General features: G+C 66.2%; 9 protein-coding genes. 8 read left to right on the forward strand and 1 reads right to left on the reverse strand.

Features of this window, described 5'->3' with window-relative positions:
* The first annotated feature begins 12 nt into the window (after positions 1-12).
* Together C9I47_RS05240 and ppnN are read left to right on the forward strand one after the other, a co-directional pair.
* The gene (locus C9I47_RS05240) at positions 13-3,177 is read left to right on the forward strand and encodes a TonB-dependent receptor (RefSeq protein WP_111265817.1); all 3,165 of its coding nucleotides are present in this window, start codon (positions 13-15) and stop codon (positions 3,175-3,177) included.
* A 123-nt stretch (positions 3,178-3,300) separates the two neighbouring features.
* Entirely contained in the window at positions 3,301-4,692 is a 1,392-nt protein-coding gene (gene ppnN, locus C9I47_RS05245; RefSeq protein WP_111265818.1) for a nucleotide 5'-monophosphate nucleosidase PpnN, read from the forward strand.
* Positions 4,693-4,701: 9 nt separating this feature from the next.
* Here ppnN and C9I47_RS05250 read toward each other — a convergent pair whose 3' ends face one another.
* Positions 4,702-5,736 carry a sensor histidine kinase gene (locus C9I47_RS05250; protein ID WP_111265819.1) on the reverse strand — a complete coding sequence of 345 codons (1,035 nt, stop codon included), beginning with the start codon at positions 5,734-5,736 and terminating at the stop codon, positions 4,702-4,704.
* 145 nt (positions 5,737-5,881) lie between these two features.
* Here C9I47_RS05250 and C9I47_RS05255 point away from each other — a divergent pair, with 145 nt between their 5' ends.
* From C9I47_RS05255 to C9I47_RS05280, 6 genes are all read left to right on the forward strand, one after another.
* Positions 5,882-6,466 carry a GspH/FimT family pseudopilin gene (locus C9I47_RS05255; RefSeq protein WP_111265820.1) on the forward strand — a complete coding sequence of 195 codons (585 nt, stop codon included), beginning with the start codon at positions 5,882-5,884 and terminating at the stop codon, positions 6,464-6,466.
* Complete coding sequence (pilV, locus tag C9I47_RS05260; RefSeq protein WP_223250281.1) at positions 6,463-6,975, forward strand: type IV pilus modification protein PilV; 513 nt, start codon at positions 6,463-6,465, stop codon at positions 6,973-6,975. The genes C9I47_RS05255 and pilV overlap by 4 nt, the downstream gene beginning before the upstream one ends.
* Before the next feature lie 71 nt (positions 6,976-7,046).
* Positions 7,047-7,985: a PilW family protein gene (locus C9I47_RS05265; protein ID WP_223250282.1), complete on the forward strand. Its 939-nt coding sequence runs from the start codon at positions 7,047-7,049 to the stop codon at positions 7,983-7,985.
* Complete coding sequence (locus C9I47_RS05270; protein WP_111265822.1) at positions 7,982-8,518, forward strand: pilus assembly PilX family protein; 537 nt, start codon at positions 7,982-7,984, stop codon at positions 8,516-8,518. The genes C9I47_RS05265 and C9I47_RS05270 overlap by 4 nt, the downstream gene beginning before the upstream one ends.
* An 11-nt stretch (positions 8,519-8,529) precedes the next feature.
* Complete coding sequence (locus tag C9I47_RS05275; protein WP_223250283.1) at positions 8,530-11,733, forward strand: pilus assembly protein; 3,204 nt, start codon at positions 8,530-8,532, stop codon at positions 11,731-11,733.
* Between the two features lie 32 nt (positions 11,734-11,765).
* Positions 11,766-12,224 carry a type IV pilin protein gene (locus C9I47_RS05280; RefSeq protein WP_111267979.1) on the forward strand — a complete coding sequence of 153 codons (459 nt, stop codon included), beginning with the start codon at positions 11,766-11,768 and terminating at the stop codon, positions 12,222-12,224.
* The last annotated feature ends 702 nt before the right edge of the window (positions 12,225-12,926 follow it).

The following is a 12,926-nucleotide window of genomic DNA, read 5'->3' on the forward strand; positions in this document are numbered from 1 at the left end:
GGCTCATGTCCAATGACTCATAACAACCGCGTCCGGCTGTCCAGGCTGACCATCGGTCTGCTCGCCGCTCTTGCCACCGCGCCTGTGTTCGCTCAGTCCACCTCCGCCGGCGTCGGCGGTACGGTCACCGATGTTAGCGGCCAGCCCGTCGCGGGCGCCCAGGTCACCATCCGTCACGTCGACTCCGGTACGGTCAACTACGCGACCACCGATGCCAGCGGCCGCTACAACGCCCGCGGTCTGCGCGTCGGCGGTCCGTACACGATCACCGTGGAGAAGGACGGCGCGGGTACCGATATCGAGGAAGGCGTTTACCTGAACCTCAACCAGGTCAACGCGATCAACGCCGTCCTCGGCGACACGACGACGCTGGAAGCGGTGATGGCGGTGGCCTCGCCGGGCCTGGACGTGTTCAATCCGGACAACAAGGGCGTCGGCACCTCGGTCAGCGGACGTCAGCTCGACCTCACCCCGCAGGGCAACCGCGCGCTCGACGACATCGCGCGCCTCGACCCGCGCATCCAGGTCACCGACGCCGGCAACGGCTCGATCTCGGTGGCGGGCGTCAACAACCGCTACAACAACATCTCCGTCGACGGCATGTCGCAGGGCGACCCCTTCGGCCTGAACGCCAACGGCATGCCCTACATCGGCACCCCGATCTCGGTCGACACCATCGCCGCGTACGATCTGAAGGTGTCCGACTACGACGTCGCCTCCGACACCGTCGGCGCGACCGTCAACGCGGTCACCAAGTCGGGCACCAACGAGTTCCACGGCTCGGTGTACTACGCGCTGCGCGACGCCGACAGCCTGATGGGCAAGCTCGACGGTGAGGACTACACCGGTTTCGACACCGACACCACCTGGGGCGCGACCCTGGGCGGCCCGATCCTCAAGGATCGCCTGTTCTTCTTCGCCTCGTACGAGGAGCAGAAGATCAAGAACTTCGGCGGTTCCTCGACCTCCGACGGCATCGCCAACGGCGACGTCACCCAGCAGGACGTCCAGGACGCGATCGCGATCGCCGAGAGCCTGGGCCTGCAGCCGGGCACCTACGGCTCCACCGGCGTCAACCTGGACAACAAGCGTTACCTGGCCAAGCTGGACTGGAACATCAACGATTACCACCGCGCCAGCCTGACCTACCAGCAGACCGAGGAGTTCCGCCCCTCGCCGTACGACGCGCGCTCCGATACCGTCGTGCTGAGCAGCCACTGGTACAACATCGACAACATCACCAAGAACACCTCGCTGCAGCTGTTCAGCGACTGGACCCAGAATTTCTCCACCGAGATCAAGCTGAGCCACCAGAAGTTCGACCAGGTCAACGGCAATCCGGTCAATCAGCCGGAAGTGGAGATCGAGACCGCGAACGGCGGCTCCATCTTCATCGGCGAGGACAACAACCGCCACGAGAACCAGATCAACACCAAGCGTTTCTCGGCCTCGGTCGCGGGTACCTACTACGCCGGTGATCACACCATCAAGGGCGGTTTCGACTACCTGCGTCACGACGTGTTCAACCTGTACGGCCGCGATCTGCACGGTTCGTACGTGTTCAACAGCCTCGCCGACTTCGCCGCCGGCAACTACGACGTCTACAACCTGCGCACGCCGGCGCCGGGCTTCGACGTCAACGACACCGCCGCGGCGCTGGTCTACACCCAGGTCAGCCCGTTCCTGCAGGACACCTGGCAGGTCAATGACAACCTGTCGCTGACCTACGGCGTCCGCGTCAACCTTCCGAAGGTGGACGACGCGCCGGAGCGCAGCCCGGGCTTCGAGGAGGCCTTCGGCTTCCGCAACGACTACAAGCTGGGTTCGGACAACAAGGTCGTCCTGCCGCGCGTGTCGTTCAACTACATGTTCGACACCCCGCGCTACTCGCAGTTGCGCGGTGGCATCGGTGCGTTCCAGAGCGTGCCGCCGTTCGTGTGGCTGGCCAACCCGTACCAGAACAACGGTGGCGTGACCGCGCTGTCCTACCGCAACTTCGACCCGTCGGATGCGCCGTTCAGCCCGGATCCGTACAACCAGAACATCCCGGCCACCGGCAGCCCGTCCAACCAGATCGACGTCATCGATCCGGACTTCAAGCTGCCGACCGTGTGGAAGACCAGCCTGGGCTACGACGCCGAGCTGCCGTGGTACGGCCTGATCGGTTCGGTCGAGGTGCAGAACATCCGCGCCAAGGACGCCGCGGTCTACCGCGCGCTGAACATCGGCGAGGCCCAGGGCACCCTGGCCGACGGCCGCAACAGCTACTGGTGCGACCTGGGCGGCTCGACCTCCAGCTCCAACAAGAACTGTGGCCGGAATCCGGACTACAGCTTCAACTCCACGGTGCTGGGCAACACCGACGAGGGCAGCTCCACCTCGGTGACCTTCTCGCTGAACAAGCCGCTGGCCAACAACTGGTACGGCAACATCAGCTACACCTACACCAAGGCCACCGAAGTCGGTTCGGAAGCCAGCTCGCAGGCCTGGTCGAGCTACCAGTACGTGTCGCGCGTGAATCCGAACCAGGAGTTCGCGACCACCGCCAGCCGCGAGATCCGCAACTCGATCAAGGCCTCGGTGGGTTGGGAGCACGCGTTCTTCGGCGACTACAAGACCAGCATCACCGCCTTCTACAACGGGCATGACGGTCTGCCGTACACCTGGCTCGTCAATGGCGACCTCAACGGCGACGGCATCTTCCAGGATCCGGCCTACATCCCGCTGGTCAACGATCCGAACGTCAGCTACGGTTCGGCCACGCCGGAGCAGATCGCCGCGTTCCACGACTTCATCGCGAGCAACCCGTACCTGCAGGCGCATCGCGGCGAGATCGCCGGCCGCAACGCCACCCGCCTGCCGTGGGTCAACCAGGTCGACCTCGGCATTCAGCAGGAACTGCCGGGCTTCTTCGAGGGCCACAAGTCGGTTGTCCGCCTGGACATCTACAACTTCCTCAACATGCTCAACAAGGACTGGGGCGTGACCGACGAGATCGGTGGCTTCGATACCCGCTATCTGGCGCGTCTGGGCGGGATCAATGCGGACGGCACCTACGTGTACGACCTGGGCCAGGCCGACAACCCGTCCTGGCAGGGCCTGCGTCCCTACGAGGGCCGCGTGCCGCGCGTGGTTTCGCGCTGGTCGGTGCTGCTGACCCTGCGTTACGAGTTCTGATCGACGCATGACCAAGCTGTAGGAAAACGGCCGGGGGCGACCCCGGCCGTTTTTTTGTGGGCGGCCGTGCGCTAGAGTCGATCGGCTGCGAAAGAGAAACGAAGAAGAGGAAGAGAAAAGAGAATGAGCCAGGCCCCCCGTGCCCCGATCCATACCCCGTTGCCCACGGTCAACGCCCGCATCTACCCCAGCGGCGGCCTCGACGTGCTGTCGCGCGACGAGGTCGCGCGCCTGCGCGACGCCTCCAGCGGCATGCACGACCTGCTGCGCCGCTGCGCGCTGGCGGTGCTGACCACCGGCAGCGTGTCCGACGACCCGCGCGCCGCGCAGGAGCAGTACAAGGACTTCGACATCCAGGTCCATCAGCAGGACCGCGGCATGCGGATCGACCTGAGCAATGCGCCGGCGATGGCCTTCGTCGACGGCGAGATCATCCGCGGCGTGGCCGAGCTGCTGTTCGCGGTCGTGCGCGACCTGGCGTTCCGGGCGATCGAGCTGGGCGAGGACGGCGGCCGCGATCTCGACAGCACCGACGGCATCACCGACGCGGTGTTCGGCCTGCTGCGCAACGCGCGCATCCTCGAGCCGGCCGATCCCAACCTGGTGGTGTGCTGGGGCGGCCATTCGATCTCGCGCGAGGAGTACATCTACACCAAGCAGGTCGGCTACGAGCTGGGCCTGCGCGGACTCGACATCTGCACCGGCTGCGGTCCGGGCGCGATGAAGGGGCCGATGAAGGGCGCCAACATCGCCCACGCCAAGCAGCGTCGCCGCCACCCGCGCTACATCGGCGTGACCGAGCCGGGCATCATCGCGGCCGAGTCGCCCAATCCGATCGTCAACCACCTGGTGATCATGCCGGACATCGAGAAGCGCCTGGAGGCCTTCGTCCGCATCGGCCACGGCATCATCGTGTTCCCCGGCGGCGTCGGTACCGCCGAGGAAATCCTCTACCTGCTCGGCATCCTGCTGCGCGAAGAGAATGCCGAGCTGCCGTTCCCGCTGATCTTCACCGGTCCGACCGCGTCCGCGCCGTACTTCGAGCAGATCGACCGCTTCCTGCGCCTGACCCTGGGCGAGGCGGCGACCTCGCGCTACGAGATCGTCATCGCCGATCCGACCGAGGTGGCGAAGAAGATGACCGCCGGCATCCGCAAGGTCCGCGAGCATCGCATCGCGCAGAAGGACTCGTTCTTCTTCAACTGGTCGATCGACATTCCGCTGGAGTTCCAGCAACCGTTCCGGCCGACCCACGAGGCGATGGCCGCGCTCGACCTGCACAAGGGGCGCAAGCCGCACGAGCTGGCGGCGGACCTGCGCCGCGCGTTCTCGGGCATCGTCGCCGGCAACGTCAAGGAAGAGGGCATGCGACACATCGACGAGCGCGGGCCGTTCGAGATCCACGGCGACCCCGAGATGATGCAGTCGCTGGACCAGTTGCTGCGCGCCTTCGTCGAACAGCGGCGGATGAAGATCCAGGGCGACTACCAGCCCTGCTACCGGGTGCTGGGCTGAGCCGGTAGCTCAGCTCGCGCCGACCGGCAGCCGTATCGTCGCCACGTAGAGCTCGCCCTCGCGCTGCGTGGTGACGCTGCCGCGGCCGCCGGTCAGCGCCTCCACCCGCTCCTGGGCGGCATTGAGGCCGACCCGGTGGCCCGGATTGTCCGGCGCGTCGCTGGCGGGCAGCGGATTGCTGATGCGGACGATGACCCGCTCCGGCGCGGTCGTCACCGCGATCTCGATCTCGCCGCCCTTCGGCCGCCGTTCGATGCCGTGACGGATCGCGTTCTCGACCAGCGGCTGGATCGTCAGTGCCGGCACGGTGACCTGGGGAATCTGCCTGGGCAGCTTCCAGGTCACCCGCAGGCGCTCGCGGAACCGCAGTGCCTCGATCTCCAGATAGCGTTGCGCCAGGGCCAGTTCGTCCTCCAGGGCGATCTGCTGCGGCCCCGCCAGCGCCGCCCGGAACAGGTCGGACAGGTCCAGCAGCAACTGCTCGACCGCCTCCGGCCGCTGATGCACCAGCGCCGCCCCGGTGTTCAGCGTGTTGAACAGGAAGTGCGGACGGATCCGTGCCTGCAGCGCTTCCAGCTCGGCCTGCTTGGCGCGGATCGCCATCTGCCGCGTGCGCCAGTGGTTCTGGAACGCGGCCAGACCAAGCAGGGTGACCGCGAGCACGATCCCGGTGAAGCGCAGGGTCAGTCCGCTCCAGCCGTCACCGTCCAGCGGCCAGTCCGGCCCCAGGCTCAGGCGCGTCGCGCCGGATACCAGCCAGGTGTTGAGCAGCAGCAGGCCGGTCGCGATCCAGGCCAGTTGTTGCGGCGGGCGCGTCGCCAGCCGGCGACGGAACAGGTACAGGGCCAGCAGGGTGAGCAGCGAGATCCACTGGATCAGCATCGAGGCCAGGCCGAAGTAGACCCAGCGGTTCGCGTTGATGCCCGGGGCCAGCGCGAGCACGCTGGCCAGGCATTCGCCGGCCAGCAGTACCGAGATCAGCACGGAGGGCTGCCACAGGGCGTCCAGGGGCTGCAGTGCGGTGGCGGGTGCGGTACGCGACATGTCCGGTAAAAGGGTGCGCGGATCTGCAGAAGGGGTCCGGTGAGGCCGCCTGGACCGCTGTGCCGTCCGCCTGTCGGCACAGGGTGGCATTGCTACCCGGTGGCGCTTACGTTACCCGAACGGAACCGTGCTAGGGGAAAGTCAGGTGCCAGCAAGACTTGTCGGGTCGTCCAGGGTCGCGTCGCGGCCGCACGGATTTACCCTCATCGAACTGTTGGTCGCCGTCTCGGTACTGGCGATCGTCATCGCGTTGGCGGTGCCGAGCTTCACCGGCCTGATCAACAGCAACCGCCTCGCCAGTGGCGTCAACGAGATGGTCGCCGCGGTGCAGACCGCGCGCATCGAGGCGGTGCGGCAGGGGCGTCGGGTCGCGGTCTGCCGCAGCACCGACAACGCCACCTGTTCGGCCGGTGGCGCCTGGCAGAGCTGGATCACCATCATCGACAGCAGCGGCAACGGCGCCTTTGGCGTCGGCGACACGGTATTGCGTATCAGCAGCGTGGAGGCGCCGGTCGAGGTGACCGTCGGCAATACCATCACCGACAACGGCAACTCGATCGTCTTCCGGCCCGATGGTCTGGCCTATGACGTCAACGACGCGCTGCTGGTCGGCGCGGTGACCGTGTGCATTCCGACCGATCAGCCGCAGCGCAACCAGCGCGTGCTCAATGTCGCCGCCGGCAGCCGCGTTTCCACATCCCAGGCAAATGGCGGGGGAGCATGCCCGTGACGATCCTTGTCCAGAAGAACATGGCCGCTGGCGCGGCTCGCCGGCATCGGGGCCGCAGGTCCGCACCCGGCGCCGTCCGCGGCGCGGGCCTGATCGAGGTGCTGGTCGCGGTGCTGGTGATGGCGATCGGCCTGCTCGGTATTGCCGCGATGCAGGCCACCGCGCTTCGCAACAGCCAGAGCTCGGCCGAGCAGAGCATGGCGGTGGTCTATAGCTACTCGATCATGGATGCGATGCGCGCCAACCGCGACGTCGCGACCGCCGGCGGCTACACGATGGGCATGACCTGCGCGCCGCCAGCCGCGGGAACCCTGGCCCAGACCGATCAGCGCGAGTGGCTCAGCGCGATGCAGCAGCCGCGGTCGCTGGGCCCGAGCGCGTGCGGACAGATCGAGATGGTGGACGCGGGCAACCAGATCGTGCGGATCACCGTCCGCTGGGACGATCGCCGGGCCGAGGAACAGGCGGCCGCCACCCCCAAGACAATCAGCACCACGACACGGCTATGAAGCGAACAATCGGAAATCGAAACCCATCGCAGGGACGCCGGACGGCGGCCGGTATCGGCCTGATCGAGTTGATGGTGGCGCTGGTGCTGGGGCTGTTCATCACCGGCGCGGCGATCAGCGTGTTCCTGTCCAACCGCCAGACCTACCGCGCCACCGAGAACCTCGGCCGGGTGCAGGAGAGCACGCGGGTGGCGTTCGAGCTGATGGCCCGCGACGTGCGCGAGGCCGGCGGCACCCCGTGCGCGAGGAACCTGCCAACCGCCAACGTGGTCAATACCACCGCCGGCGATTGGTGGGCCGACTGGAGTACGGGGGTGCTGGGCGTGGATGGCGCCTTCGCCGTCGACAACCCGGCCAACCGGGTCGCCGGCACCGACGCGGTGGAGCTGAAGTCGGGCGATTCCAACGGCGTGACCGTGACCGATCACGTGCCGACCTCGGCCCAGTTCAAGGTCAACACCGTCGACCATGGCCTGAACGATGGCGACATCGTGATGGTCTGCGACTACCGCCAGGCCTCGATCGTCCAGGTCACCAATGCGCAGCCGGGCACCAATGACACCGTCGTCCACAATACGGGTAGCCCGGTGACTCCGGGCAATTGCACCAAGGGATTGGGTGTGCCGGTGGACTGCACTACCACGAACGGTACCCCCTACACCTACGGCCCGAACTCGACGATCGTCAAGCTGCACTCGGCACGCTGGTACATCGGCACCAATGCCAACAACAACCGCGCGCTGTACCGCCAGATACTGCGCCGCAGCGGCGCCACGGTGGCGACGGTCGCAGAGGAGATTACCGAGGGGGTGAGTGACATGCAGATCACCTACCTGCTGCCGGGCGATACCACCTATCGAGACGCGACAGCGGTCGCCGCGCGCTGGAACGAAGTGCTGGCGGCGCGGATCGAGCTGACCCTGGACAGTCCCGAGGAGGTCGGGGTCGACGGCAACGTCCTGCAGAGGACGCTGGTTCATACCGTGACGCTGAGGAATCGCAACTCATGATGCGGCGCATACCCAAAACCCACGCACGCCACCAGCATGGCGCGGTCCTGGTCGTCGTCCTGGTGCTGCTGCTGGTGATGACCCTGCTCGGACTCGCCAGCCTGCGCGGCACGGTGATGGAAGAGCGGATGACCGCCAACCTGCGCGATCGTGGGCTCGGCTTCCAGGCGGCCGAAGCCGCGTTGCGCGAGGCCGAAGCCCAGGTGCTGGCCAACGGTCATGCCGGATTTCCGGCGATCGGCGGCGGCGGCTGCAACGGCGGTCTGTGCGATACCCCCGATCCGACCCTGCCGGAGCGCTGGCTCAACGAGGCCGGTGGCTACTGGACCAACGCTGCCGCGGCGATGGGCGGCCTGGCGATCGCGCCGCAGTACTTTGTCGAATACATGGGCGAGGCGCCGAGCTGGCCCAAGTGCGACAGCGAGATACCGGTGCACCCGTTGTGCCTGAAGCCGCGCTACCGGGTGACCGCGCGCAGTACGGCGGCCAATCGCGCCACCGTCATCCTGCAATCCAACTTCGCCGGACCCTGATGGAGGCCGACGTGAAAACCCCCCGTTTGAAAAAAGCCGCGCCGCACCTGCTGCAGGCAGCGACCGTCGCCTTCCTCGCCACCCTGATGGGATTGCCGGTGCAGGCGGCACTGACGATTCCCGCCGTCCCGCCCAGCTCCGGCAACGGCGCACCTCCGAACATCCGCTTCATCCTCGATGACTCGGGTTCGATGGGGTATTTCGCGATGCCGCAGAACATCAGCAATGAGAGCAGCATCAGTGACCAACCCCGGTATCGGGCGGTTGTCAGGAACACGATCTACTACGATCCCGCCCGGGTCTATCGCGGCTGGCAGCGGGCCGATGGCAGCTACATGCCCGACACGCCCGCAACAGCGGCGTTTTCAAGCGCTGACTTTGCCAGCGGAAGCACCGCCAACCTTACGACCGGGGAACGGACGTTCTACGTCCTGAAGTCGGGGGCCACGGACCTTACCGCCAACTCGAGTTACACCCGCTATACGCTGGGTCCGGGTAGCCTCGCCCAGGAGTGCGAGTACAGTGGCGGCAGCTGGAACTGCAGTGGGATTTCCTCGTTTCCCTGGGGCAGGACCATTGCCCAGGAATGGCAGAACTTCGCGAACTGGTATTCGTATCATCGCACCCGCATGAAGTCGGCCAAGGCCGGTGCGGGTTATGCCTTCGCCGAGCTCGACGAGAACATGCGTGTCGGCTTCGATACGATCTGGAACCGCAACGAACTCCCGATTCCGGTGGGCAGCGATGGGGGCCTGTTCCGGGACAATGCCGCCAAGGGCACGACCAACAAGACCACCTGGTACTCGGGCCTCTATGGCGCGATCAGCAGTGGCGTGACGCCTCTGCACTCGGCGCTGAAGCGGTCGGGCGAGTATTTCAAGGGGGCATCGACTTCCGGACCCTGGGGTCCCGAAGCGGGCGCATCGCAGATCACTTGCCGCCAGAACTTCGCGATCCTGACCACCGACGGCTTCTGGAACTCGGGTCAGGAGGGCAGCAACGAAGACAACGCCAACGGTTCGACCCACACCCCGGATCCGAACCTGAGTCCGGTACCCACCTACACCCAGTATCTTGCCGAAAGGCCGTATCGCGACAACTACTCCGGCACGCTGGCCGACATGGCGATGCGCTACTGGAAGAACGATCTGCGGCCGGACATGAGCAACAATGTCCCGACCTCCGGTGCCGACCCGGCGTTCTGGCAGCACATGGTGACCTTCGGCATCTCGATCGGACAGCGCGGCACCCTGGATCCGAAGGTCGATCTGCCGGCCTTGACCGCCGGCACCAAGTCCTGGCCGGATCCGCTCGATGCCGAGGACGCCCATCGCATCGACGACCTCTGGCACGCGGCGGTCAACGGTCGTGGCGAGTTCGTCGCGGCCTCGAACCCGGACGAGTTCGCGGAAGGCCTTCGCAACGCACTGGCGGCGATCCAGGCCCGAAAGGGTTCGGCGTCCAGCGTCGCCGCCAACTCCACCTCGATCAGCACCGATACCAAGCTGTTCCAGGCCGTTTACGTGAGCGGGCAGTGGAGCGGCGAATTGAAGGCCTACTCGGTCACCACGAGCGGCATCGATGACACCACTCCGCTCTGGCAGGCTTCGGACGAGCTTCCCGCCTGGAACGCCCGCAAGGTCTTCACCTACGACGCCTCGCTGCCGCCGCTGGCCGCCGGAGCGACGTTCCCGACCGTGACCCAGACCGTCGGCCTGACCACGGCCAGCGGTACCGGCGTGGAGGTGGCGAACTACCTGAAGGGCGACGATTCCAGGGAGTCCAAGAACTCCGGTCCGTTCCGGACCCGGGTGAGCCCGCTGGGCGACATCATCCACAGCTCGCCCTATTACCTGGAGTCGACCGACACGGTTTTCGTCGGCGCCAACGACGGCATGCTGCATGCGTTCAACGCCGACACCGGCGCCGAGCACTTCGCCTATGTGCCGCGCGGCGTGCTGATGAACGACTTGAAGACGTTGTCTGATCCCAAGTACGCCCACCGCTATTTCGTCGATGGCCCGATCGTCGTGTCGAGCAAGGCCCAGACCCCGAACAAGAACATCCTGGTGGGGACCCTGGGCCGCGGCGGCCGTGGCATCTATGCGCTGGACGTGACCAGTTCCACCGGCTTCGGTGCTTCCGATGTCGAATGGGACAAGGACGCGATCGCCAACATGGGCAACGTCATCGGCAAGCCCTTCATCGCCAAGCTCAACAACGGCAAGACCGGCGTGGTGATCGGCAACGGCGTCAACAGCCCAGACGACAAGGCCTATCTGATCGTGCTGGACATCAGCAATGGCTCGGTCATCGCGAACATCCCGACCAGCAGCGACACCGCCAATGGCCTGTCCTCGCCGAAGGGCTGGGACGAGGACGGCGACGGCGATGTCGACTACGTCTATGCCGGCGACCTGCGCGGCAACCTGTGGAAGTTCGATCTGAGCGACAGCAACACCAGCAAGTGGGAGTCGTCGCACAAGACCGGCAGTACCCCGGTGCCGATGTTCACCGCGACCGATGGCAGCGGCAATCGCCAGCCGATCAGCGGCGGCGTGAGCATCGCGGTGGATCCCACCAGCTTCAAGCGCTGGGTGTTCTTCGGGACCGGCCGCTATCTGACCGATGCCGACCAGACCGACCACTCGGTGCAGACCATGTACGGCCTGATGGACGAGGGCGCGCGGATCGGCAATCGCGGCACCGACCTGGTGGCGAGGACGACGGTGGCGGTTGGTGTGATCGACGGTCGTACGGTGAGAGGGTTCGAGGCCGCTTCAACAACGATGCCCGCGGGCAAGAAGGGCTGGTACGTCGACCTGGCGCCGCCGGCCCCGGGCACCGCGCAGGGCGAGCGGATGATCGGCGACCCGGCGGTGGCCGGACAGGTGTTGCTGTTCTCCAGCATCATCCCCAGCGACGACCCGTGCGTGCCCGGTGGCTCGGGCTTCATCAACGCGATCAACCCGTTCACCGGTGCCAGCGTTTCGGAGTACTTCTTCGATATCGATGGCGACGGCGAATACACCGACGACACCGTCGGCGGCGTGCCGGTCGGCTCGGTCGACACCGGCGTGGGCATGAACACCGACGGCGTGCTGCTGGACAAGATCATCGGCGTCGGCGGTTCCAAGGGTGAAACCGGTTCGGTCGGTGTCAACAATCCGGTCGCTCCGGGCCGAATCTCCTGGCGCGAAGTGCTGAGGAACTGACGAGCATGGGAACCCGTATGGAAACCAGTGAGATGACTCTGAACAACAACCGGACCCGCCCGGGCCGCGGCCCTCGTGCCGTGCGGGGCTTCACCCTGATCGAACTGATGATCACCGTCGCGATCGTCGCGATCCTGGCCGGGATCGCGGTTGCCAGCTACGACTGGGCGGTGACCAAGAGCCGCCGCTCGGCGGCGACCGGCTGCCTGATGGAGCAGGCCCAGTTCATGGAGCGCTACTACACGACCAACATGGCCTATGTCGATGTGGCCGGCGGTGGCGCGGCACCGGCACTGCCGGGCTGCGATGCCGAGGTGGCGACCTATTACAACGTGAATCTGGTCGCAGCGGATGCGCAGAGCTATACCCTGCAGGCGATACCCCAGGGCAGCCAGGCGAGCGATGACACCAAGTGCGCGACCCTGACCCTGAATTCGCAGGGCATCAAGGGCGAGTCGGGCAGCGCGTCCTCGGCCGACGATTGCTGGTAGCGCGACCCCGGCTTCAACCGGACAGCAGAGAAGCCCGCCCCAGGCGGGCTTTTTTGTTGTCCGGAATCCGGCGCCCGAAGTCGGGAATGCCTGGACGCCCCTGATGGCGCATGGTTGTCCGCGCCTGTTCCAGGCCGCGCATTCGTCCTCGGCCGATGACTTCATGATCCGGACCGGGCAGGTGCGGTGCTGTCCCCGTTTTTCTCGACGCCCCCGGCTCCGATCACCGCGATGCGCGGCTATCCAGGTGGCGTGGCCTCCACGAGCGGGCCGGCTCCGGTGGACGCGGGCATGCGGATGGGTTGCCGTGCGACCGGGTCCGTTGCATCGCGGTGGGGGGCTCGATTCGATCATCGAGCCTTGATGGCGGGCCGATTGCTGCCGAACGCGAGAATACGCGTCCCCGGGAACTCGCGTGTTCGGCTCCCGGGGGAGTGCTGGATCACGACGGGCGCCGGGTTGTTCTTCCCGCTTCTTTCCTGACGCGCGCGCCGGTAGAAGGCGCATTGAGTGTGCCCTCCGTGCGGTGGCGCTTCTCAGCAGGGAAACGACAAAGTCCTGGCGTTGCCGGGGCTGTTTTCGCGGCTCTGGTCGCGCCTGATGTCGGGAACAGGTCGCGACCATGTTCTTTATTGGTCACTCATGTCCGGCGCTGGCCGCAATCAACGAAGTATTGATTGAGAAGTGCTGATTGAAAGGGCG

Origin of the sequence: Marilutibacter maris, from assembly GCF_003233695.1 — a bacterium.
Classification (GTDB): Bacteria; Pseudomonadota; Gammaproteobacteria; order Xanthomonadales; family Xanthomonadaceae; genus Marilutibacter; species Marilutibacter maris.